Source organism: Streptococcus sp. FSL R7-0248 (assembly GCF_037967965.1).
GTDB lineage: Bacteria > Bacillota > Bacilli > Lactobacillales > Streptococcaceae > Streptococcus.
Genome location: NZ_CP150201.1, coordinates 356,994 through 379,557 on the forward strand (window position 1 = coordinate 356,994; position 22,564 = coordinate 379,557).

Genomic DNA, 22,564 nt, shown 5'->3' on the forward strand with positions numbered 1-22,564 from the left:
AGTAGCCAGTACGCTGTATAAAGAAACATAAGAGGTAAAATATGGTAAAAGAATACGATTATATTGTCATTGGTGGTGGTTCTGGTGGTATTGCCAGTGCCAATCGTGCTGCCATGCATGGTGCTAAGGTTATTCTCTTTGAAGGAAAAGAGGTCGGTGGTACCTGTGTCAATGTAGGTTGTGTGCCTAAAAAGGTCATGTGGTATGGTGCTCAGGTTGCTGAAACCCTTCACCGTTATGCAGGCGAGTATGGTTTTGATGTGACAATTAATAAGTTTGATTTTGCAACGCTTAAGGCCAATCGTCAGGCTTATATCGATCGTATCCATGGTTCTTATGAGCGTGGTTTTGATAGCAATGGCGTTGAACGTGTATACGAGTATGCAAGATTTGTTGACCCTCATACGGTTGAAGTAGCGGGTGAGCGTTATACAGCACCCCATATCCTTATTGCGACTGGTGGTCACGCCCTTTATCCAAACATCCCAGGTAGTGAATATGGGATTACCTCAGATGGTTTCTTTGAACTAGATGAGGTGCCAAAACGTACAGCTGTTATTGGTGCTGGCTACATCGCCGTTGAGGTTGCTGGTGTTCTCAATGCTCTTGGAAGTGATACACACCTCTTTGTGCGTAAAGATCGTCCATTGCGTACCTTCGACAAGGATATCGTTGATGTTTTAGTTGATGAGATGGCTAAATCTGGTCCAACCCTCCATACGCATGCTAATGCGACAGAGGTAGTGAAGAATACAGATGATTCCTTGACCATTAGTTTTGATAATGGAGAAACGATTACTGTTGATTGCCTCATCTGGGCTATTGGACGCGCAGCCAACACCTCTGGTTTTGGTCTTGAAAAGACAGGTGTTAAATTGACTGAAAAAGGAACAATCTATTCGGATGAGTTTGAAAATACATCTGTTCCTGGAATCTATGCCCTTGGCGATGTGACTGGTAAACTTGATTTGACACCAGTTGCAGTCAAGGCTGGACGTCAATTGTCAGAGCGACTCTTCAACAATAAAGCTGATGCTAAGCTTGATTACACTGATGTAGCCACTGTGGTCTTTAGCCATCCAGTTATTGGTTCTGTTGGCTTGACTGAAGAAAAAGCAATCGCCAAATATGGTGAGGAGAATATTACGGTTTATAAATCTAGTTTCACTCCAATGTATACGGCCCTTGGAGAGAATCGTCAGCCTTCAACTATGAAATTAGTAACGCTTGGTGAGGATGAAAAAATCATTGGTCTTCACGGTATTGGCTATGGTGTTGATGAGATGATTCAAGGTTTCTCTGTGGCTATTAAGATGGGAGCAACTAAGGCTGATTTTGATAATACGGTTGCCATTCATCCAACAGGTTCAGAAGAATTTGTAACGATGCGATAGAAAAGTGAAGTCTGTTAACCGAGAGTTTCAGGCTTTTCTTTGTGTCTGAATGGGTTCAATTGAAACTATCCTTCTAACGGGTTCAGAAGAATTTATAACGATGAGATAGAAAAGTAAAGTCTGTTAACCGAGAGTTTCAGACTTTTCTTTGTGTTCAAATAGCAGCCTACACTTTGTGTAAAACTATAGACTGTCTAAATAAAAAAAGGCCTTCAGGCCTTTCTTTCGTTAATTAAGTAGTTTCTTACTTCTGAGATAAAGTAAAGAGATCCAGTGACAACAAATAGGTCATCAGAATTTGATGATTCAGCTTGTGCTAACCAGTCTCTATAGTCGGCTGCACGTTTGAAGTCTTTGGGATAGTCGTCCAAGGGCAGTGCCTCAAAAAAGTCAAAGCTGGTTACCGTTATATCATAATCTTTCAATTCCTCTAGTAAGTCTGCCAAAGGCTTTCGTCTAAGTCCTGCAAAGAGGATATGTACCCTACGATTAGCGAAGTTATCTTTTAGTACCTGCTTTAAGCTGGCAATTCCTTGAGGGTTATGGGCACCATCTAGATAAATGTTATTTCCTATCCACTCACTACGACCAGGCCAATGCGTCTCTTCAATCCCCTCTTGGATGCTCTTATCGGTAATCTTAGAAAATGTTTGAGCTAGGAGATGGGCAGCAGTGACAGCTAGCCCAGCATTGTTTTCTTGATGCTGCCCTAACATTGGAAGTTTAAGATTTGGACTTTCCCAATGGTCATAAGAAATTTGGATCGTTCGATTGTCTTTCGGAAGCAGCTGAATTTCCCTATCAATGATGGCTAAAGGAGCTTGTAGGTCATGTGATTTTTGGTCGAAGAAATGTTCAACTTCTGTAGAGACCCGACCAAGTAAGATGGGTGTATTTTCTCGCATGACGCCTGCCTTATGATTGGCAATGTCCAAAAGGCTATTGCCCAAGGTTTCAGTGTGATCAAAGCCAATCGAAGTACAGATGACAAGCTCTGGCGAAAGAACATTGGTCGAATCAAGTCGTCCACCAATTCCAGCTTCAATGATAGCCATATCAACCTGTTTAAGGTCGAAGTAGAGGAACATGAGTAAGGTGACCAACTCAAATTCCGTTGGTCTGCCAAAATTAGTGTGCTCTTCTAAATCGTTGAGAATAACCTGAGCTTTCGCGACAAGGCTAATCAAATCCTTATCAGGAATTTCTGTGCCGTTAATACTAATACGTTCGTTGAAGCGAGTAATATAAGGGGAGGTGAAAGTCCCGACCTGATAGCCTGACTTTGTTAGGATATTTTGTAGGTAGCTAGTTGTTGACCCCTTACCGTTGGTCCCGACAATATGTACCGTTGGATAGTGAGACTGGGGATCTCCAGCTTGTTTCAAGAGCCAACGCATACGTTCGAGTTGAGGGCGACGGCCATTGCCCTTGAAAGAATGGATAAAATTTAGAGTTTCTGTATAGTTCATAGGATTATAGAAAAAAGGCAGGGTTTCCTAGCCTTTTACATGTCTTAGTTAGAAGCGGCGTCACCAGTTGTTGCACCACCAGTAGTCGCATTGCCAGATGTTGTGTCTGCAGTAGCTGCTGATGAAGAGGTAGTCGTATTGCCACCCGTTGTTGTATCTGCAGATGACGAATAGGTATTAGTTCCTGCTTGGCTACTTGTTTCTGTTTCTGAATCAGTCGCATTGCCATAACTAGATGAGGCAGCACTTGATTCTTGAGTCTTATTATTGCCTTCTTTGATGACTACAGTTGATTGATTGGCTGATGAATCAGAAGTGTCCTTATTTTTAGAGGCTGTGAAATTCATGATAGTGATTGAAGCCACGATGATTGATAAAATTGTCCCGACGGCAGTAAGGACTTTTTGGAAGGCAGTGAAGCCTTTTGTAACGTGTTCAGTCACCTTTGGGGCAGATTTTTTTTCTTCTTTTGATGAATGATTACGGCGTGAGTAATTTTCAGACATGATGCTCTCCTTAAAAATATTTCGTACTCTCTATTATATGATTTTCTCGCAAAAATTGCTAAAAAAATTATGCTATAATAAATAGTAAATAAAAATCGAGGAAAAATCATGATTTATTTTGATAATTCGGCCACGACGGTGCCTTATCCAGAGGCACTTAGAACCTATCAAGAAGTGGCTACTAAAATTTTTGGGAACCCATCCAGCCTACACCAATTAGGAACATCTGCGACACGTATTTTGGAGGCTTCTCGTAAGCAAGTTGCGGAACTCATTGGAAAATCAGCCGATGAGATTTTCTTTACGTCTGGAGGAACCGAAGGTGATAACTGGGTCATCAAAGGTGTAGCTTTCGAAAAGGAGCCTTACGGCAATCACATCATTGTTTCTGATATTGAACACCCTGCGGTAAAAGAATCTGCCAAATGGCTTTCAGAACATGGTTTCGAGGTATCTTATGCACCAGTAAATGAGCAAGGGTTTGTGGATGTTGAAGCTCTTGCTGGATTATTACGCCCTGACACAATCTTGGTTTCGGTTATGGCTGTTAATAATGAAATCGGATCAATTCAACCTATTCAAGCCATCTCAGATCTCTTGGTTAATGAGCCTACCATATCTTTTCATGTGGATGCTGTCCAGGCTATTGGAAAGATTCCAGTATCGTCCTATTTAACTGACCGTGTAGATTTTGCGACTTTTTCTGGTCACAAGTTTCATGCTGTTCGTGGTGTCGGTTTTGTCTACAAAAAGGCAGGGAAAAAGATTACGCCACTCTTAACTGGTGGTGGCCAAGAAAAAGATTTTCGTTCAACGACTGAAAATGTTGCCGGCATTGCGAGTATGGCCAAGGCCTTGCGCTTGGTAACTGACAAAGAGGAATTTTCTCTTCCTAAAATTGCCAAGATGAAAAAGATTATCTTTGACGAATTGGCTAAGTACGAGGACATTTCTATTTTCTCAGGTGAGGGTGAGGGTTTTGCTCCCAATATTTTGACCTTTGGAATCAAGGGTGTTCGAGGTGAAGTTATTGTCCATGCTTTTGAAGAGCATCAAATTTACATTTCAACGACATCAGCATGTTCATCTAAGGCGGGTAAACCAGCGGGAACCCTTATTTCTATGGGTGTACCGACTAAGTTAGCTCAAACGGCCGTTCGTATCAGTCTTGATGATGACAATGATATGGGACAGGTGGAACAGTTCCTCACGATTTTCAAGCAGGTCTACGCCAAGACACAAAAAGTGAGATAGCAAGATTTAATCGATTAAACAATAAAACTAAATTCACATTTAAAAGGAAAAGGAATGACACTAACATATTCAGAAATTATGGTTCGCTATGGTGAATTGTCTACTAAGGGCAAGAACCGTATGCGCTTTATCAATAAACTTAGAAATAATATTAAAGATGTCCTATCCATCTATCCAGAAGTTAAAGTGACTTTTGATCGAGACCGTGGACATATCTACCTCAATGGTACAGACTACGAGCCAGTAGCAGAGTCTTTGAAGCAAATTTTTGGTATTCAAGCCTTTAGTCCTGTTTACAAGTTTGAAAAAGATGTCGAGGTTTTGAAAAAAGCTGTTCAAGACATTATGACTGGACTCTATCGTGATGGTCTCACTTTTAAAGTAACTGCCAAACGTAGTGACCATGACTTTGTTCTCGACAGTCGCGAGCTCAATCTTACTTTAGGAAATGCAGTCTTTGATGTATTGCCTGATATTAAGGCTCAGATGAAGGGACCAGATGTCAATCTTAAGGTAGAAATTCGTGCCGAGGCGGCTTATATTTCTCACGAGGAAATCAAAGGAGCAGGCGGTCTACCTGTAGGTACTGCTGGTAAAGGAATGCTCATGCTTTCAGGTGGGATTGATTCGCCAGTGGCAGGTTATCTTGCCCTTAAACGTGGTGTGGATATTGAAGCTGTCCACTTTGCAAGTCCTCCTTACACTAGTCCTGGAGCTCTTAAAAAGGCTCAAGATTTGACCCGTAAGTTGACTAAATTTGGTGGTAATATTCAGTTCATCGAAGTACCATTTACTGAAATTCAAGAGGAAATCAAAGAAAAAGCACCAGAAGCTTATTTGATGACCTTGACACGTCGCTTTATGATGCGTATTACTGACCGTATTCGTGAAGAACGCCGAGGCCTTGTGATTATCAATGGTGAAAGTCTTGGTCAGGTTGCTAGTCAGACCATGGAGTCTATGCAGGCGATTAATGCTGTTACATGTACGCCAGTGATTCGCCCGGTTGTCACTATGGACAAGTTGGAAATCATTGATTTGGCACAAAAAATTGATACCTTTGACATTTCCATTCAACCTTTTGAGGATTGCTGTACCATCTTTGCACCTGACCGTCCAAAGACTAATCCAAAAATCAAAAACGTTGAACAATATGAACGTCGTATGGATGTTGACGCCTTGGTTGAACGTGCGGTTGCAGGAATCATGGTGACTGAAATCACACCTATTGAAGAGACGCAAGACGAAGTGGATACACTTATCGAAGACTTGCTCTAGTCTAGGAGGATATCGTACTAACATAGTAGTGCTTAGCTGCTACTAGGGTTAGGTATGTCGAAAAAGAAATGTCGATGTTGAACTTTTACCCAGAAAGGAAAATACATGACTGTTTATAACATCAATTTAGGAATTGGTTGGGCATCAAGTGGTGTTGAGTACGCCCAAGCCTATCGTTCTACAATTTTCAAAAACACAGGTATTAAGGCCAAATTTGTCTTTATGGATATGTTCTTGCAGGACAATCTTTCTGATTTGACCCGTAACATGGGGTTTGCGGATGAAGACATCATCTGGCTCTACAGCTATTTTACAGACCTAAAAATTGCTCCAACGACCTATACTGTCAAGGATTTGGAAAAGGAAATTCCTTATGACATCACGCGTCGTGAGATTAATGGTAAAGTGGTTAAGCTTTTTTGTGCCAAGGAAGATATCTTCTATGCAGCCTACTTGCGTAAAGAGGGTGAAGATATCGTTCATCGTGTGGAAAAAGTATCGCGTGGTTGCTTAATCCGTAAAGATTTTTACTCCTACACTAAGATGTTCACGGAGTACTACACACCGGTAGACAATAAGGCTCACCTCTATCAACGCCGTTTCTTCAATGAGGATGGTAGTGTTGCTTATGATGAAATTGTTGATGGTAAGGACAGTGTCTTCCGTTTCCCAGATAAGATTTTGTCATCTAAGCATGAATTTATCGCCTACTTCATGTCTCAACTTGGTCTAACTGACCAAGATATCGTCATCTTGGACCGTGCAACTGGTACGGGACAAGCTGTTTTCCGTAACACCAAACCTGCTAAGCTTGGGGTTGTGGTTCATGCAGAGCACTTTAGTGAAAATGCTGTGACAGACAAGACTATTTTATGGAATAACTTCTACGAGTACCAATTCAGCAATGCAGATAAGGTTGATTTCTTTATCACAGCGACAGAACGTCAACGTAGCATTATGCTAGACCAGTTCAATAAATACACACCATTTACGCCTCATATCGTAACCATCCCTGTGGGAAGTGTGGATAAACTGAGAAAGCCTGAAGGAGAGCGTAAACCATTCTCAATCATCACAGCCTCACGTTTGGCCAATGAAAAACACGTGGACTGGTTGTCCAAGGCTGTCGTTAAGGCTAAAGAAAGTCTGCCACAAGTAAACTTTGATATCTATGGAACAGGTGCTGAAGAAGCTAAACTTAAGGCCATTATCGAGGAAAATCAAGCTCAGGATTATATCCACCTCAAGGGTCACCAAGACTTAACAGAAGTCTACAAGGACTACGAACTTTACCTATCAGGTTCTAAGAGTGAAGGGTTTGGCTTGACACTTCTAGAAGCCGTGGGATCGGGTCTCGGTATGATTGGTTTTGATGTTCGTTATGGGAACCAAACCTTTATCAAGGATAATGAAAATGGCTACCTCATTCCTCGTTTTGAAAAAGATGATGAGCCTGCTATCGTGGCTGCCTTGGCAGAGAAAATTGTAGCCTTCTTCAATCGCTCAGATTTGGATCATGTTCATCAAGTTTCTTATGATATTGCCAAAGGCTTTTTGACAGAGGAAATCGAGCAGAAGTGGCTTAACTTAGTAAAGGAGATGACTAGTCATGATTAATTTATTTGAAAACTATAGTCAGGGTAGTTGGGATCTCCATTACTCACTGATTGTCGCTGGCTATGTGAATACAACAGTTTGTCTTTCAGATGATGGCTTTCTGCCTAGTGATGTGACCTCACCTTACCTTTATTTCACTGGTTTTGACAAGGTTCAAGGTTCTGCACTTTACTTTAATCAGGTACCTGTGCCTGACTACTGGGAAATTATAGGAACAAATAGTAATGCGGAAATCTTCCGTTTTGATAAGAAACGTGGTCATATTCATTATGCGCATCCTGCTCACCAACGTCTGGTTAAAGCCGTGGACTGGTATGATGAGTCAGGACGCTTGCGCGTGACTGATCGCTACAATAACAAGGGTTACCGTTTCTCACAAACAACCTATAATGTTAAGCAAGAAGCGACCATTACGAGCTATTTCACTCCTGACAACAAGGAAGTTATCGTCATCAACCATTTGACTAAAGACGTTATCTTGAATTGGAAAGACAAGGTCTACATTTTCAAAAATAAATCTGAATTTGTAGTCTTCTATCTTAAAGAAGCTGGTTATGATTTGAGTCGTATTCTATACAACTCACTGGCGACACCTTTCTTGACAACTATGAATCTTCCAAATTCTGGTCAAGACGTTCTCTTCTGGCAAGAGCCAATCACTGATTCAGTTCCTGGGAATATGCGTCTGCTTCTTGAGAGCAACCATCGTCAGACTAAGATTGTTGTACAAGATTACACAGCTTATACGAATCTTCTAAAGTTGGTTAGTCCAGAGCAGGGTTCTCGCGTGGCCTTCCTTGGATTCATGTATCCATTTGCCCGTCAGAACAACTTCCAAAATCAAGCGCTTATCTTGACCAATTCAGATCAGATTGAACATTTGGAAAGTATTGTCAGTGAAGTGCCTACCATGCACTATCATGTTGGGGCAATCACAGAAATGTCAAGTCGCTTGATGGATTTGGCTAAATATAGTAATGTTAGCCTTTACCCTAATATTACAACAGAGCAGGTTAAGCGCCTTTATAAGGAAGCTGATTTCTACTTGGATATTAACCATCAAAATGAAATCTTGTCAGCGACACGTGCTGCCTTTGAAAATAACTTGCTTATCCTTGCCTTTACGAACACTAGCCATGGTCCTGAGTATACCGCGCCAAGTAATATCTTCTCACCAATGAATGCTGGGCAATTTAAGCAAACGCTTAAAGAAGCCTTGGGCAACCGTGACTTCCTTAGTCACTTGCTTGATCGCCAACGTGAGCACGCTCATGTAGCAACACCAGAAGATTATAAGAAGGTTATTGGTTAGGAAAATGACATTAGAGGTTCGTAACATTTATCCTCTGACACCAACATTCAAGAAGGTCGCTTCGCTTTATGAAGCGGCTTTTCCTGTGGAGGAGCGTCTCCCACTCTGGCAATTGTCTCGGAACAGCTTGAAAAGAGGACAATCTTTCTTGGCCTATTTTGATCAGGAAGTCTTCGTTGGCTTGACCTATGCCATTTATACTGACAACCTGGCCTACCTACTTTTTCTTGCAGTTGAGGAAAGTAAACAATCTCAGGGATATGGCAGTCAGATTTTGGCACAAGTTAAGAAAGAAGCAGGGGTACGACCGTGTGTGCTTACGATTGAACCCATGGATGAGAAGGAAGCTTCTAATCGTAATCAGCGCTTAAAACGTTTGGCATTTTATGAGCGAAATGGCTATCAGTTATTGAATCACTTCTATTTCGAAGGGACTGAACGCTATCAAATTTTGACAACGGATAGGAGCCTTTGTTTAGCTGATTTGGAGCAGGATCTAGCTAAGACCTTCTTAGGAAAATATGGTATAAGGGTTGATTAGGGGAATCATTACTTGGCTAAACTTCAATGAGCAGAATAAGAATAATCAAAATAACTTTTTCTCTTGTCATTAGAGGGAAAAAATGATAGAATTGTAACGTTGACTAAATGCACGTCCTGTGCAACCGCACGACTACTGTTCGCAAGTGGGTTCGTCCCCGCAGTACTAGGCGAGTCTTCACAGAGGGAAACCTCAGACACATTAAAAATTTTAATAGGAGGTGCATCATGAGCACATACGCAATCATCAAAACTGGTGGAAAACAAGTTAAAGTTGAAGTAGGTCAAGCGATCTACGTTGAAAAAATCAACGCTGAAGCTGGATCAGAAGTAACTTTTAACGAAGTTGTTCTTGTCGGTGGTGATAAAACTGTAGTAGGTACTCCAGTTGTTGAGGGAGCTACTGTTGTCGGAACTATCGAAAAACAAGGTAAACAAAAGAAAGTTGTTACTTTCAAATACAAACCTAAAAAAGGTAGCCACCGTAAACAAGGTCACCGTCAACCTTATACAAAAGTTGTTATCAACGCTATCAACGCGTAAGTTAGCGACTAATCACTAAGAAAGGACACAATCTTATGTTGAAAACTCTTGAAAACTTGCAACTTTTCGCCCACAAAAAAGGTGGGGGTTCTACTTCCAATGGTCGTGATTCACAAGCTAAACGTCTTGGTGCTAAAGCAGCTGATGGACAAACTGTATCAGGTGGATCAATCCTTTACCGTCAACGCGGTACACACATCTACCCAGGTGTAAACGTAGGCCGTGGTGGTGATGATACACTCTTCGCTAAAGTTGAAGGTGTTGTACGTTTCGAACGTAAAGGTCGCGACAAAAAACAAGTATCTGTATACCCAGTTGCTAAATAATTAAGCTAAAGTCTGCACTTTTGTGTAGGCTTTTCTTTATGAAAAAAGGAGAATCCTATGCCTTTAAATCACTACCAACAAGAAGTAGGGCCAAGTCTAGCAGATGCTAGTCCGGGTAAAATGCCAGATGTTGCTCTATTAGAAGGTCGTTATTGTAGCGTTGAACATTTGACAGTGGCAGAGCATTATGAGGACATTTTAGACTTTTACTTTACTAATCAGATTCTTTCTGATTGGACCTATATGTATGCGGACCCTTTTGAATCTGAAGAAGCTGTACGTCAGTGTTTGGAGGATTATGAGCAATCCCAGAATCCTTATTTCTTTGCCATTAGGGATAAGGCTTCAGGTAAAGTTCTAGGAACCTTTTCACTCATGGCTATTACACCCAAAAATCGCAGTGTTGAGATGGGGCGAGTGATTTTGGCACCTGCCTTACAAAAGACTCGAGCAGCCACAGAAGCTCAATACCTGCTTATGGAATATGTCTTTGAAGATCTTAACTATCGTCGTTATGAGTGGAAATGTGATAGTCTCAACCGCCCTTCTGCCAATGCAGCCATGCGTTTAGGGTTCACCTATGAGGGGCGTTTTCGTAACCATGCTATCTATAAGGGACGTAGCCGTGATACGGACTGGTTCTCGATTATTGACAGTGAGTGGCCAGTACTTAAGAAACGATTTGAGAATTGGTTGTCTCCTGAGAATTTTGATGAACAGGGACAGCAGAAATGTTCTTTGAGGGATTGTTAGCTGGCAATATAAGGGCTCTCTTCTGATGAAGGAGCCTTATTTTAGTAGTCCTAGTCCTAAATCAAAGCTCCTACTTTTCTAGTGATTATTGTTACTGTCAAAATCAGTCTAAATACTCATTTTTCTGTCAATAATATTCCCATAATAAAGCATATTTATGCTATAATAAAGAGTAATTGTATCAAGGAGAATATGACTAATGGATTTAATTCGCGAAAAAGTATTTGTTAACCGTTACCACTATGATGTTCGTAACCATGAGTGGGAAAAAGAGAATGGTGTTCCTAAAACAAATGTTGAAGTAACTTTCCAGTTGCACAATAAAGATGAAGAAGCTAACAATACGTCTGTTGTAGCTGTTTTGCAATTTATGATTGTCCGTGATGAGTTTGTTATCTCAGGGATTGTTTCTCAAATGGACCACATTCAAAACCGTATCGTCAATGAACCAAAAGACTTCTCACAAGAAGAAGCAGAAGCCTTGGCTGCACCGCTCTTGGATACGCTTCAACGTTTGACTTATGAAGTAACTGAAATTGCCTTGGATCGTCCAGGTATCAATTTGGAGTTCTAAGATGTCTCTTGCAGTTATTACGGACTCATCAGTTAATCTCCCTGCTGAAATTCAGGGCCATGCTGATGTTTATGTTTTAGATATTCCGGTCATCATTGAGGGGCAGCCTTTTGTTGAAGGAAAAAACTTGGATGTCAATCAGTTTTATGAGCAAATGGCAAACTCTGAGGAATTGCTCAAGACGTCGCAACCTAATCTAGCTGACTTGGATAACTTGCTTATGGAGTTTGAGGAGAAAGGTTATACCCATGTCGTTGGGCTTTTCCTTTCTTCAGGAATCTCTGGTTTTTGGGCCGATAGTCAGTTTTTGATTGAGGACCATGCCAAGTTGAAGATTGCTTTTCCTGATACAAAAATCACAGCAGCTCCTATGGGAACCATGGTGAGAAACGTTTTGCATTGGTCAGCTCAAGGGATGTCTTTTGAGAACATTTTGAAGAAGCTTGAGGAGCAAGTTGACCAAACGACGGCTTATATTCTTGTGGATGATCTTAATCATCTGGTTAAGGGTGGCCGTTTGTCGAATGGTTCGGCGATTTTAGGAAATCTTTTGTCTATCAAACCTATTTTGAATTTTAATGACGAAGGAAAAATCGTTGTTTTTGAAAAGGTGCGTACAGAGAAGAAAGCTGTGAAACGTTTGGTTGCCCTAGCTGAGGAAAATCGTGAAATGGAACTTAGTATCCTTCACACCAATGCTCCTGAAAAAGCTGAAGATTTTAAAAAGCAGCTAGAAGCACAGGGAATTAGCGTTTCAACAGTGGTATCCTTATGTGCTGTAATTGCGACACACTTGGGTGAAGGAGCACTAGTACTAGGTATAACACCTAAATTTACCAAATAAGTACTATCCATCTGGAATGGGGTTTGTCTATGATTAAAATCAATAGAGAGGAAAAATGACATGTCTATTAAAGTTATTGTTGCTGGATTTAAAGGAAGAATGGGTTCAACTGCGGTTGAAATGGTCAAGGGAGATGACGAATTGACTTTGGCTGCCTTGCTTGACCCATTTGCGACAGAAAAAGAAGTGGACGGTGTTCCTGTCTTCACAGATAAAGCGGATTTGGTTGGCTTTGACGCAGATGTCTGGGTGGATTTCACTATGCCAGCTGTTGCCTATGAAAATACTCGTTTTGCTTTGGAGAATGGTTTTGCACCAGTTGTGGGTACCACAGGATTTACTGAAGCACAAATTCAGGAATTGACAGACCTTTCTAAAGACAAGTCTATTGGTGGTTTGATTGCCCCTAACTTTGCTATTGGTGCTATCCTTCTTATGAAGTTTGCAGCAGAAGCTAGCAAATATTTCCCAGATCTTGAAATCATTGAGCTTCACCATGACAAGAAAAAGGATGCGCCTTCAGGTACAGCAGTGAAAACGGCTGAACTTATTCGTGAGGTTCGCGAAACGAAACGTCAAGGTGCTGAGGATGAGGTGGAAACACTTGCTGGAGCACGTGGTGCTGAGTTTGATGGTTTCCGTATTCACAGTGTGCGTTTGCCAGGACTTGTGGCTCACCAAGAGGTTATCTTTGGTGCTCAAGGAGAAGGCTTGACCTTGCGTCATGATTCTTATGACCGTATTTCCTTTATGGGTGGGGTTAACCTTGGTATTAAAGAAGTGGTTAAACGTGATCAGCTTGTTTATGGTTTGGAACATTTACTATGAGATTAAGTTATTTGCCTTCTGAGTTTCAGAAGGCTTTACCAATATTAGAGAAGATTAAGGCTGCGGGTTTTGAGGCTTACTTTGTTGGTGGTTCGGTACGAGATGCCCTTCTTAACCGTCCCATTCATGATGTAGACATTGCTTCATCTTCATATCCTGAGGAGACCAAGCAGATCTTCGAGCGTACGGTGGATATCGGTATTGAGCATGGGACCGTTTTGGTTTTGGAAAATGGCGGTGAGTATGAGGTGACGACCTTCCGAACAGAGGACGTCTATGTAGATTACCGTCGTCCGTCTAGCGTGTCCTTTGTGCGTTCATTGGAAGAAGACCTCAAGCGTCGTGATTTTACAGTCAATGCTTTTGCTCTTAATGAAAATGCTGAGATTATTGACAAGTTCGATGGGCTTGCTGATTTGGACAACCGTGTTTTGAGGGCTGTTGGTAAGGCTGAGGAACGCTTTAACGAGGATGCCCTTCGTATCATGCGAGGACTACGTTTTGCCGCGAGTTTAGACTTTGATATCGAAGAAAAAACTTTTCAGGCTATGACCAGCCATGCCCCACTTCTGGAAAAGATTTCGATTGAGCGAAGTTTCATCGAGTTCGATAAGTTGCTTTTGGCCCCACATTGGAAAAAAGGAATCAAGGCACTTCTAGCGACAAAGGCTTATCAGTATCTTCCAGATTTTCAAGAAACTGCTGAAGAATGGCAGTCTTTTGTGGCAGACTATGTGGAGGATTTTAGATTTACAAGTTCTGAACAGGCTTGGGCGGCAACTCTTTTGGCTCTCAAGCATGATAATCCGCGCTCTTTCCTTAAAAAATGGAAGACGTCTGTTAATTTCCAAAAGACAGTTCAGTCCTTGATTGAGATTTTCAATTTCCGTTTGGAGAGAGCCGTGACTAAACAAGATGTTTATCAGTATGGTAAGGAGCTCTTAGAAGCGGCTGAAACTTTGAGACAGGCTCAGGGCTTGGACGTCGATTATGAGCGTATTGTCGCTTTGGATGGTCAGTTGCTCATCCATGATAAGCACGAAATCGTTGTGAATGGTGGCACGCTGATGAAGGAGCTAGGATTCAAACCTGGTCCGGACCTTGGACGTGTACTTAAAGCTATTGAAAATGCCATCGTTGATGGTCAATTAGCTAATGACAAGGAAGCCATTATGGCCTTTGTTCAAGCGATGAAATAAGTCTACGGACGTTATAAAAATGACACACCGCTACAGAGCATGCGTAGGATCCGTAGCGGTGTTATTTGTAAAAAGGAAGTAAAATGTCAGATTTTATTGTTGAAAAATTAACCAAGTCCGTTGGGGATAAGACGGTTTTTAAAGAGATTTCATTCATTATCCATGATTTGGATCGTATTGGGATTATTGGTGTCAATGGGACAGGTAAGACAACCCTGCTAGATGTTGTCTCTGAGCGTATTGGTTTTGATGGTGATGTGTCACCTTTCACTAAGGCTAATGGCTATAAGATTGCTTATTTGACTCAGGAACCAGAATTTGATGATAGCAAGACAGTGCTTGATACGGTCTTGTCATCAGACCTTCGAGAGATGGCTTTGATTCGTGAATACGAAACCCTTATGTCAGATTATTCTGAGGAGAATCAAGCTCGCTTGGAGAAGGTTATGGCTGAGATGGATAGTCTGGATGCTTGGTCCATTGAGAGCGAGGTCAAGACAGTCTTGTCTAAGTTGGGATTGTCAGACCTCTCGCAAAAGGTCGGGGATCTCTCAGGCGGTCTTCGTCGTCGTGTGCAGTTGGCTCAGGTTCTCTTGAATGATGCAGATCTCCTGCTCTTGGATGAGCCAACCAACCATTTGGATATTGATACTATTGCTTGGTTGACGAATTTTCTTAAGTCTTCTAAAAAGACGGTACTCTTTATTACCCACGACCGTTATTTCTTGGACAATGTAGCCACACGTATCTTTGAGTTAGACCAGGCTAATCTGATTGAATACCAGGGGAATTATCAAGACTATGTGCGTCTAAAGGCCGAACAAGATGAACGAGATGCAGCAGCCCTTCACAAGAAAAAGCAACTCTATAAGCAGGAGTTAGCATGGATGCGAACGCAACCACAGGCACGTGCAACCAAACAACAAGCTCGTATCAATCGCTTTAAGGATCTTAAGGGTGAGGTTCACCAAACGGTCAATAATGACGATCTTGAAATTAACTTTGAGACCAGCCGTATTGGTAAGAAGGTAGTGAACTTCGAGCATGTCGATTTTGCTTATGAAGATGGCAAGCAAATTCTCAGTGATTTCAATCTTATCATGCAAAATCGTGATCGTATCGGTATTGTTGGGGATAATGGTGTCGGAAAATCGACCTTGCTCAATCTGATTAATGGTGACCTTGTGCCTACAGCTGGTGTCCTAGATATTGGTGAGACGGTACGTATTGGTTATTTCTCACAGCAAATTAAAGATATGGATGAGAGCAAGCGTGTCATTAACTACTTGCAAGAAGTTGCAGATGAAGTTAAGACAACGGTTGGGACAACCAGTATCACAGAGCTCTTGGAGCAATTCCTTTTCCCTCGTTCTACCCATGGGACACAGATTGCCAAGCTCTCTGGTGGGGAAAAGAAACGTCTTTATCTACTTAAGATTCTGATTGAAAAGCCTAACGTTCTGCTCTTGGATGAGCCGACAAATGATTTGGACATTGCAACTTTGACGGTTTTGGAAAACTTCCTTAATGGTTTTGGCGGCCCTGTCGTTACCGTAAGTCACGACCGCTATTTCTTGGACAAGGTAGCTAACAAGATTCTAGCCTTTGAAGAGGGTGGTGTTCGAGAGTTTTTTGGTAACTACACAGACTACCTTGATGAAAAAGCCTTCTTACAAGAGCAATCAGCCCTCCTCGAGAAGGAAAAAGAGCAAGCTAGCGTTAAAGTTGAGAAAGTCAAAGAAGACAAAAAACGCATGAGCTACTTTGAAAAACAAGAGTGGGCGACCATCGAAGATGAGATTGCTGACCTTGAAGCCAAAATCGAAGAGATTGAAGCAGCCATGCTTGAAAATGCTAGCGATTATGGACAGTTAGCTACCCTTCAACGTGATTTGGATGCTGCTAACGAAACCCTACTTGAAAAGTATGAACGCTATGAGTATTTGAGTGAGCTAGAGGGATAAGCTCTTTAGTAATCAAAGTATGACAAAAGCCCTGCATTTGCAAGGCTTTTTTATGTTTATGTAGTGTCTGGTTTCTTCTTACCACAAGCGGAATGAAAAGGAAAGGACTGAAACACCCGTAAAGATAATTAAGGAAGCTACCAAGCGCCCAATAAGAAAGGCTGAGAAAAACGGAGCACTAAAGAGCAAGAGCCCAAATACCAGACAAATTAAGGCGATTGACAGGGCGGGTTGTCCTGAGAAGCCGAATTGACGTTGGCGATGAGCTTGAAAGCCTTGTGTAAAGGCTGAGACAAGAAGCCACCAAGCGATAATGGTTACAGCTACACCTGAGAGCACCCATGCTGATGTTGATAGCAAAATAATCCCAAAAACAATGGAAATGATACTCTGAAGCAGTTGGAAGAAGGAGCGGTTTTCGTTATCTCGTTTAAAATAAACCATGAGACTTGAAACACCAGATACCAGCATCACTAGGGCAAACAGCCAACCAACGATGGCAAGAAGGTTTGTAGGATTAGCGAAGAAAAAGACACCCAAGAGTGTAATGAGAATGCCACTAATCAATGTAAAACTTTTCATAGGCTACCTCTTATTAATTTTTCTTAATACTACTAAATAAGTATCAAATTGTCAAACAAAGACCTACTTTAGAGTGGCTTGATGTTATAAGTGTAGGTGGCAGCTTTTCTGGTTCTCGTAGCTACCTGACGACCTGTTTTTTGGAAGAGGTGTTTAAAGCGGCGCAAGAAATTTGTGGAATCCATCTTGAGGTAGTCTTCATTAAAGGTACCAAAAAGTTGACGGTAGGTAGTCAAGGTGTTTTCCTCGGGCATAATGGAAAGGATAGTTGGATAGTATTCGAGTCGTCCCTTGATACGTTTCATAGCTGTTAAGAGGATTTCCCAGTGGTCAAAGGCGAGGTCATCATGTGATAGTTGTTTTTCACCATCAACAAGTTGCAGTCGACCGTCTACCATGGCGATGTCTAACCAATGCGTAGATGCTGCATCGTCGGCAGCCTTTTCCACTTGAATGTCATTAAAGGTCATAAAGCAGAGATAAGCCACTGTAATGGTCCACATTCGAGGATCCCGATAAGGTGTTCCCACTGTAATGAGTTGCTCAATGTGGTCAGGATTGAGTTTAACGGATGTTTCTTCCTGTACTTCGCGACAGACAGCTAGATTGAGATCTTCTTGCTCCTGAACGAAGCCACCACTGAGGGCGTATTTCCCCATGAAGGGATGGTTTTTTCGCTTGATAAGTAAGGTTTGGACTCTTCCTTCATAATAGCGGAAGATGACCGAGTCAACGGTCACTGAGGGCTTAACGTACTTATCCTCTTCCTCTCGCCTATAGATGTCCAAAAATTCCTTTTCACTACCAGAGTTTTCGAAGGTTTTAGTCATAGGTTTCCTCCTTTATTTATTGTAAGTGCAAATGATGAGTGCTTTACACCAGTCTTCTAAATCTCGATGTGTAGACGTTCCTTGATTGCTTTTTTGGCATTGTGGTAGTTGTCCGCAAAGAAGCTGTCGCTATTACTATTTTCCCCTAAAATAACAATTTTATCTTTGAATGGTGATAGGAGGTTTAAGAGATGCTTGGTAAACCAGTCACGTGTTTGATTATCGGCCATAGTCATGTCACGGAAACCATCATCTACATAGTTTGATTTTGGCAGAATCACAAAAATCAAATCCCACTTTTCACGGGCCTGAGTTACCTGATAGAGACGATCCAACATGTCGAACTCTTCTTGGGAGATATTTTCTTTCAAATAGTAGTCAATATAGACCTTAGTGACTGTTGAATTGGTATCGGCAAAGATAAGTCCTGAGTGTTGCCCTTTGTCAATGATATCAGAGGTCTGGGCATATTGATCTGTTAGGAGGTGAATATAGTCGTTGGTATCTAACTCGTCATCTCGTACATTATACTTTTCTTGATATTCCCTAGCATATTCCAGAGAGCAGGGAGCATTGTAAGTGCGGGCCAAATCCTTAACAAGAGTAGTCTTTCCACCGCTAGCAGAGCCCACAACAAGGACCTTGCGCGTAAAGTGGCGACGGAAAGGCTTGGTGATAAAACGCCAATTTTCCATCGGATTGTCTCGAATCTCAGTAGCAGAGATATTGATAATAGACCGTTCGATGAGTTCTACCTGAGCTTGAGGGTAATAGCGATTGAGCTCAGTCACATACTCTGGCTCTCCAACATAGAAGGTAATCTTTTCAGGATCATCCGTATTCTTAGCGATAAGCTCTTTGACACGATTAACCCAAGGCACCCAGCCCTCTGGATAGGCTGGCATCCCAGCTTCGTCTAGTTTATCCACAACGACTAATTCATCATCATAGAAGACTTCTCGAACATAACGGAAACGTCGATTGAGTGATAGGCCTGCGCGTGTCCCACGATCTTCTTGTGTGTTGCTGCCACTTACGATGACGAGCACATTGTCATTAGCGCGTTTTGCCTTGGTAATGAGGTCAACGTGTCCAACGTGCATTGGAGCGAAAGTTCCAAAAACAATGCCGATGCGCTTTCCAGATAATTGTTTTCTTTTCATAAAAATGATCCTTTTTGAGATTTAGTAAAATTACTAAATTCATGATAACATAGTTGGTAATCTTTGTAAATGTAAAAATAGTAAATTTACTAAATTATTTTCAACACATTTTAGCCTTAAAGTTCAAAAAAAGTTTAAAAAATTTTGGAGAAAAACTAGAAAAATGGAATCCGCTTACATTGTTGAATTGATAACATTTTAGGATTAACTTAAAAAAGAGAGGTCACTTGCTATGTCATAAAACCTAACATAAAAATCAAAAAAATAGCAGAAAATACTTGACAAGAAGATTCTGAAAATTTATACTATTCATGTAATTAAATTACTAAGGTAATTATTTGAAAGGAAACATTGATATGACAACAGGTAAAGAGTACGTTGCTAGCGTTTTTGAAAAAGTGAAAGCTCAAAATGGCCATGAGGCTGAGTTCCTTCAAGCAGTTGAAGAAGTTTTCGATTCACTTGTTCCTGTCTTCGATAAATATCCTAAATATATTGAAGAAAACCTTTTGGAACGTTTGGTTGAACCAGAACGTATCGTTTCATTCCGTGTGCCATGGGTTGACGATAAAGGACAAGTACAAGTAAACCGTGGTTTCCGTGTACAATTCTCATCAGCTATTGGTCCTTACAAAGGTGGTCTTCGTTTCCACTCATCAGTAAACCAATCAATCATCAAATTCCTTGGTTTCGAACAAATCTTTAAAAACTCATTGACTGGTCAACCAATCGGTGGTGGTAAAGGTGGATCAAACTTCGATCCTAAAGGTAAATCAGATAACGAAATCATGCGTTTCTGCCAAAGCTTCATGACTGAATTGAGCAAACACATTGGTGCAGATACAGACGTACCTGCAGGTGATATCGGTGTTGGTGGACGTGAAATTGGTTACCTCTACGGCCAATACAAACGTCTTCGTAACGAGTACACAGGTGTTCTTACTGGTAAAGGTTTGAACTGGGGTGGATCACTTGCTCGTACAGAAGCAACTGGTTACGGTGCTGTTTACTTTGCAGAACAAATGCTTAATGCACGTGGTGAAAACTTTAACGGTAAAACTGCAGTTGTTTCAGGTGCTGGTAACGTTGCCATCTACGCTATTGAAAAATTGCAAAGCCTTGGTGCTAAAGCAGTAACATGTTCTGACTCATCTGGTTTTGTTTATGATCCAGACGGAATCGACGTTGACTTGTTGAAAGAAATCAAAGAAGTTAAACGTGAACGTATCGTTAAATATGCAGAAGCTCGTCCAAATGCAACCTTCACACCTGCTGGTGGTGAAAAGACAGTTTGGTCAGTTAAAGCTGACTTGGCATTCCCATGTGCAACTCAAAATGAATTGGATGAAACAGATGCAGAAACACTTGTAGCAAATGGTGTATTGGCTGTTTCAGAAGGTGCTAACATGCCTTCAACTTTGGGAGCTATTGATGTCTTCCTTAAAGCTGGTGTATCATTTGGTCCTGCCAAAGCTGCTAACGCCGGTGGTGTTGCTGTATCAGCTCTTGAAATGGCACAAAACAGCGGACGTACACAATGGACATTCGAAGAAGTTGATGCTAAACTCTACGATATCATGAAAGGTATCTATGAAAATGCTGCAGCAGCTGCTAAAGAATTTGGTCATGAAGGTAACCTTGTTGTGGGTGCCAACATCGCTGGATTCCTTAAAGTTGCAGATGCTATGTCAGCACAAGGTATCGTTTAATTAATAGACTATTACCAATAGCCTCTCGATAAAATAAGAAAAGAAGCCTGCGGGTTTCTTTTTTTGTTTAGACAGACTTAGGAGGAAGAGGAGATTTGTCCTTTTTTGGTATAATGAGCTAGTAAGAAATCTTTTTCTAGAGTAGATTTTTATGAATTAGAATATGAGAGGAATAATCGTGAGTCTTGGAAAGGATCCCTGTGGGGCAAAAGAAAAGAAGTATACTAATCAGACAGTCCTTCTAATAAGTTTCTTGATCAGCATAGTGTCAATACTGCCTATGTTCTTTTTTAGGGACAAGCTTTATGGTGATGATATTGTCTTTCACATTAACCGACTGTTATCCTTGGATACTGTCTGGAAGAGTCCTATCAATTTTACAACTAACGGAGGGACTGGACAGTTAATCAATACCTTTTATCCCTGGTTGACCTATTATCCTATTTTTATAATCTATAAGCTGACTCAGTCAGTCTTTGTAGCCTGGATGAGTTTTCAATTTCTTGTTCGCTTTGTAACCTGTTTACTTAGTTTTTACGGATTACGTTTATTGAAATATTCTGATAAACAGGTGATGATATTTGCTACCTTTTATCTCTTTTCGGGTTATTTCTTGCACAATTCTTATTATAGGGCAGCCGTTGGCGAAACGCTGGCGATGATTTTTCTACCTCTAGTTTTCGTTGGTGTCCGATTGATAACATTTGGAGATTATAAGAAATGGTGGGTCTTGACCCTTGGGATGCTTGGCTTAGTCTATTCCCATGTTTTATCGGTCCTTTTGGCTTCCCTTATGATTTTCTTAGCAGTGGTAACTAGTTTTTGGACATGGGGTGATAAAAAAGAACGTATCCTGGGATTTCTTAAGGCCACCTTAGTCACTCTGAGTATGTCGCTAGCTTTCTTTGTTCCTATGATAGAGCAATTTAAGTATGTAAGCCTACGAACGACTTTTAAACCACTCCTATCCAAGACTGCTTTAAGTCTGGTAGACAACTGGGAGCTTATTCTAAAAAGCGATTTAAGGACTCCATCAGTTAATCTTCTCTATCTCCTGGGTCTAGTGCTAAGCCTAATCTTTGCTAAGCGTTTTGTGAAGGATAAGGAGGCTAGAATTTACCTTTTTATTTCTCTTGTTTTGGCTTTTTTAACTTTGAATAGTTTTCCTTGGCAGTTATTACAGGAGAGTCCAGTGTCCAATCTACAATTTCCTTGGAGATTATGGAGTTTTGCCTTGCTTTTCTTCAGCTTAGCCTTGTCTAATATCTTGGAAAATATGTCTATGAAGGCAACGACGATACTTGTCTTGTTTGGTCTTTGCCTGAATATGTTTCAGATTGTTACTGTCCAAGATAAGATGACTAAAGCCAAGAATATATTGCCAAGCAATACAAAAGTCACGAGAGAAATGCTAGCTAAGGGAACTTATAAAAATATAAATGGCGATTACACCAATAAAGAAGTGCCCTTTGGCTTTGTCTTTGACAAACATCTTTTCTTGGATAATCAGGAAATTAAGTCAACCATCAGCCGTTCTCCAAAGGAGCTAGCACTTACAGTAGATAACGAGTCAAAAGAAGCTAAAGTCTTGTCGCTACCAGTTTTCTACTATAAAGGACAAGAAGCGAGGATTGATGGAAAGCGAGTAACTACTTACTTAGCTAAGGAAAAGAATCCAACTAATCTAGTCCTACCACCAGGTAAGCATGATGTCGTTTTGACCTATGGCTATACCCCAGTTGCCAAATTGGCAATGGGTGTATCAACTATTAGTCTTTTGGCGTTTATTGGTTATTTGTATAGAGTGAAGAAAGATGACTAAAAAGAAGCTTGCGGGTTTCTTTTTTTGTCTGTTTTACTAGATGGTAGCCCTTTTGAT

At 41.1% G+C, this 22,564-nt stretch carries 21 protein-coding genes and 1 other annotated feature; of the genes, 16 read left to right on the forward strand and 5 right to left on the reverse strand.

Features of this window, described 5'->3' with window-relative positions:
* Positions 1 to 41 precede the first annotated feature (41 nt).
* A complete protein-coding gene (gene gorA / locus NYE32_RS01865; protein ID WP_156685174.1) occupies positions 42 to 1,394 on the forward strand; it encodes a glutathione-disulfide reductase in 1,353 nt (450 codons plus the stop codon).
* Between the two features lie 212 nt (positions 1,395 to 1,606).
* Here gorA and NYE32_RS01870 read toward each other — a convergent pair whose 3' ends face one another.
* On the reverse strand, positions 1,607 to 2,863 hold the full coding sequence (locus NYE32_RS01870) for a folylpolyglutamate synthase/dihydrofolate synthase family protein (RefSeq protein WP_156685173.1): 1,257 nt from the start codon (positions 2,861 to 2,863) through the stop codon (positions 1,607 to 1,609).
* A 44-nt stretch (positions 2,864 to 2,907) separates the two neighbouring features.
* Entirely contained in the window at positions 2,908 to 3,369 is a 462-nt protein-coding gene (locus tag NYE32_RS01875) for a DUF6556 family protein (protein ID WP_022496261.1), read from the reverse strand.
* Positions 3,370 to 3,477: 108 nt separating this feature from the next.
* On the opposite strand from NYE32_RS01875, the gene NYE32_RS01880 reads away from it, so the two are divergent.
* The 13 genes from NYE32_RS01880 to NYE32_RS01940 all read left to right on the forward strand — a co-directional run bounded on the left by NYE32_RS01880 (position 3,478) and on the right by NYE32_RS01940 (position 16,401).
* Positions 3,478 to 4,623, forward strand: coding sequence for a cysteine desulfurase family protein (locus tag NYE32_RS01880; protein ID WP_037612032.1), 1,146 nt, complete (start codon positions 3,478 to 3,480; stop codon positions 4,621 to 4,623).
* Positions 4,624 to 4,677: 54 nt separating this feature from the next.
* Entirely contained in the window at positions 4,678 to 5,901 is a 1,224-nt protein-coding gene (thiI, locus tag NYE32_RS01885) for a tRNA uracil 4-sulfurtransferase ThiI (protein ID WP_155212829.1), read from the forward strand.
* Between the two features lie 105 nt (positions 5,902 to 6,006).
* Positions 6,007 to 7,518, forward strand: a complete 1,512-nt coding sequence (gene gtfA, locus NYE32_RS01890) for an accessory Sec system glycosyltransferase GtfA (protein ID WP_118188954.1) — start codon at positions 6,007 to 6,009, stop codon at positions 7,516 to 7,518.
* Positions 7,511 to 8,830 (forward strand): accessory Sec system glycosylation chaperone GtfB, encoded by a 1,320-nt coding sequence (gene gtfB / locus NYE32_RS01895; RefSeq protein ID WP_156685172.1) that lies wholly within the window; start codon positions 7,511 to 7,513, stop codon positions 8,828 to 8,830. The genes gtfA and gtfB overlap by 8 nt, the downstream gene beginning before the upstream one ends.
* Positions 8,831 to 8,834: 4 nt before the next feature.
* Positions 8,835 to 9,371 (forward strand): GNAT family N-acetyltransferase, encoded by a 537-nt coding sequence (locus NYE32_RS01900; protein WP_110981073.1) that lies wholly within the window; start codon positions 8,835 to 8,837, stop codon positions 9,369 to 9,371.
* 112 nt (positions 9,372 to 9,483) lie between these two features.
* Positions 9,484 to 9,558 (forward strand) — a sequence feature (ribosomal protein L21 leader region).
* 40 nt (positions 9,559 to 9,598) lie between these two features.
* Positions 9,599 to 9,913, forward strand: coding sequence for a 50S ribosomal protein L21 (gene rplU, locus NYE32_RS01905; protein WP_002885597.1), 315 nt, complete (start codon positions 9,599 to 9,601; stop codon positions 9,911 to 9,913).
* Positions 9,914 to 9,948: 35 nt separating this feature from the next.
* The gene (rpmA, locus tag NYE32_RS01910; RefSeq protein WP_002885483.1) at positions 9,949 to 10,239 is read left to right on the forward strand and encodes a 50S ribosomal protein L27; all 291 of its coding nucleotides are present in this window, start codon (positions 9,949 to 9,951) and stop codon (positions 10,237 to 10,239) included.
* A gap of 57 nt (positions 10,240 to 10,296) precedes the next feature.
* A complete protein-coding gene (locus NYE32_RS01915; RefSeq protein ID WP_156685171.1) occupies positions 10,297 to 10,992 on the forward strand; it encodes a GNAT family protein in 696 nt (231 codons plus the stop codon).
* Between the two features lie 199 nt (positions 10,993 to 11,191).
* Positions 11,192 to 11,566 (forward strand): DUF1149 family protein, encoded by a 375-nt coding sequence (locus tag NYE32_RS01920; RefSeq protein ID WP_002885550.1) that lies wholly within the window; start codon positions 11,192 to 11,194, stop codon positions 11,564 to 11,566.
* 1 nt (position 11,567) lies between these two features.
* Positions 11,568 to 12,410, forward strand: a complete 843-nt coding sequence (locus NYE32_RS01925) for a DegV family protein (protein WP_156685170.1) — start codon at positions 11,568 to 11,570, stop codon at positions 12,408 to 12,410.
* Positions 12,411 to 12,470: 60 nt separating this feature from the next.
* Complete coding sequence (gene dapB / locus NYE32_RS01930) at positions 12,471 to 13,238, forward strand: 4-hydroxy-tetrahydrodipicolinate reductase (RefSeq protein ID WP_037601855.1); 768 nt, start codon at positions 12,471 to 12,473, stop codon at positions 13,236 to 13,238.
* The gene (locus tag NYE32_RS01935; RefSeq protein ID WP_156685169.1) at positions 13,235 to 14,437 is read left to right on the forward strand and encodes a CCA tRNA nucleotidyltransferase; all 1,203 of its coding nucleotides are present in this window, start codon (positions 13,235 to 13,237) and stop codon (positions 14,435 to 14,437) included. Before dapB ends, NYE32_RS01935 begins: the two co-directional genes overlap by 4 nt.
* An 83-nt stretch (positions 14,438 to 14,520) precedes the next feature.
* Positions 14,521 to 16,401 (forward strand): ABC-F family ATP-binding cassette domain-containing protein, encoded by a 1,881-nt coding sequence (locus NYE32_RS01940; RefSeq protein ID WP_070850517.1) that lies wholly within the window; start codon positions 14,521 to 14,523, stop codon positions 16,399 to 16,401.
* Between the two features lie 78 nt (positions 16,402 to 16,479).
* Here the strand turns inward: NYE32_RS01940 and NYE32_RS01945 are convergent, their stop codons facing one another.
* The 3 genes from NYE32_RS01945 to NYE32_RS01955 all read right to left on the reverse strand — a co-directional run bounded on the left by NYE32_RS01945 (position 16,480) and on the right by NYE32_RS01955 (position 18,976).
* Entirely contained in the window at positions 16,480 to 16,983 is a 504-nt protein-coding gene (locus NYE32_RS01945) for a DUF308 domain-containing protein (protein ID WP_037612024.1), read from the reverse strand.
* A 68-nt stretch (positions 16,984 to 17,051) separates the two neighbouring features.
* The gene (locus NYE32_RS01950) at positions 17,052 to 17,813 is read right to left on the reverse strand and encodes an NUDIX hydrolase (protein ID WP_022496252.1); all 762 of its coding nucleotides are present in this window, start codon (positions 17,811 to 17,813) and stop codon (positions 17,052 to 17,054) included.
* Positions 17,814 to 17,869: 56 nt separating this feature from the next.
* Positions 17,870 to 18,976, reverse strand: a complete 1,107-nt coding sequence (locus NYE32_RS01955) for an AAA family ATPase (protein WP_022496251.1) — start codon at positions 18,974 to 18,976, stop codon at positions 17,870 to 17,872.
* A gap of 356 nt (positions 18,977 to 19,332) precedes the next feature.
* Between NYE32_RS01955 and gdhA the strand changes: the two genes are divergently transcribed.
* Both gdhA and NYE32_RS01965 read left to right on the forward strand, forming a co-directional pair.
* The gene (gene gdhA / locus NYE32_RS01960) at positions 19,333 to 20,685 is read left to right on the forward strand and encodes an NADP-specific glutamate dehydrogenase (RefSeq protein ID WP_156685168.1); all 1,353 of its coding nucleotides are present in this window, start codon (positions 19,333 to 19,335) and stop codon (positions 20,683 to 20,685) included.
* Between the two features lie 178 nt (positions 20,686 to 20,863).
* Positions 20,864 to 22,507: a membrane protein gene (locus NYE32_RS01965; RefSeq protein ID WP_038676959.1), complete on the forward strand. Its 1,644-nt coding sequence runs from the start codon at positions 20,864 to 20,866 to the stop codon at positions 22,505 to 22,507.
* The last annotated feature ends 57 nt before the right edge of the window (positions 22,508 to 22,564 follow it).

What these genes read in the sequence shown, in the direction of transcription:
- gorA (WP_156685174.1), top strand. Translation starts at nt 42, where the DNA reads ATGGTAAAAGAATACGATTATATTGTCATTGGTGGTGGTTCTGGTGGT.
- NYE32_RS01870 (WP_156685173.1), bottom strand. Translation starts at nt 2,863, where the DNA reads ATGAACTATACAGAAACTCTAAATTTTATCCATTCTTTCAAGGGCAAT.
- NYE32_RS01875 (WP_022496261.1), bottom strand. Translation starts at nt 3,369, where the DNA reads ATGTCTGAAAATTACTCACGCCGTAATCATTCATCAAAAGAAGAAAAA.
- NYE32_RS01880 (WP_037612032.1), top strand. Translation starts at nt 3,478, where the DNA reads ATGATTTATTTTGATAATTCGGCCACGACGGTGCCTTATCCAGAGGCA.
- thiI (WP_155212829.1), top strand. Translation starts at nt 4,678, where the DNA reads ATGACACTAACATATTCAGAAATTATGGTTCGCTATGGTGAATTGTCT.
- gtfA (WP_118188954.1), top strand. Translation starts at nt 6,007, where the DNA reads ATGACTGTTTATAACATCAATTTAGGAATTGGTTGGGCATCAAGTGGT.
- gtfB (WP_156685172.1), top strand. Translation starts at nt 7,511, where the DNA reads ATGATTAATTTATTTGAAAACTATAGTCAGGGTAGTTGGGATCTCCAT.
- NYE32_RS01900 (WP_110981073.1), top strand. Translation starts at nt 8,835, where the DNA reads ATGACATTAGAGGTTCGTAACATTTATCCTCTGACACCAACATTCAAG.
- rplU (WP_002885597.1), top strand. Translation starts at nt 9,599, where the DNA reads ATGAGCACATACGCAATCATCAAAACTGGTGGAAAACAAGTTAAAGTT.
- rpmA (WP_002885483.1), top strand. Translation starts at nt 9,949, where the DNA reads ATGTTGAAAACTCTTGAAAACTTGCAACTTTTCGCCCACAAAAAAGGT.
- NYE32_RS01915 (WP_156685171.1), top strand. Translation starts at nt 10,297, where the DNA reads ATGCCTTTAAATCACTACCAACAAGAAGTAGGGCCAAGTCTAGCAGAT.
- NYE32_RS01920 (WP_002885550.1), top strand. Translation starts at nt 11,192, where the DNA reads ATGGATTTAATTCGCGAAAAAGTATTTGTTAACCGTTACCACTATGAT.
- NYE32_RS01925 (WP_156685170.1), top strand. Translation starts at nt 11,568, where the DNA reads ATGTCTCTTGCAGTTATTACGGACTCATCAGTTAATCTCCCTGCTGAA.
- dapB (WP_037601855.1), top strand. Translation starts at nt 12,471, where the DNA reads ATGTCTATTAAAGTTATTGTTGCTGGATTTAAAGGAAGAATGGGTTCA.
- NYE32_RS01935 (WP_156685169.1), top strand. Translation starts at nt 13,235, where the DNA reads ATGAGATTAAGTTATTTGCCTTCTGAGTTTCAGAAGGCTTTACCAATA.
- NYE32_RS01940 (WP_070850517.1), top strand. Translation starts at nt 14,521, where the DNA reads ATGTCAGATTTTATTGTTGAAAAATTAACCAAGTCCGTTGGGGATAAG.
- NYE32_RS01945 (WP_037612024.1), bottom strand. Translation starts at nt 16,983, where the DNA reads ATGAAAAGTTTTACATTGATTAGTGGCATTCTCATTACACTCTTGGGT.
- NYE32_RS01950 (WP_022496252.1), bottom strand. Translation starts at nt 17,813, where the DNA reads ATGACTAAAACCTTCGAAAACTCTGGTAGTGAAAAGGAATTTTTGGAC.
- NYE32_RS01955 (WP_022496251.1), bottom strand. Translation starts at nt 18,976, where the DNA reads ATGAAAAGAAAACAATTATCTGGAAAGCGCATCGGCATTGTTTTTGGA.
- gdhA (WP_156685168.1), top strand. Translation starts at nt 19,333, where the DNA reads ATGACAACAGGTAAAGAGTACGTTGCTAGCGTTTTTGAAAAAGTGAAA.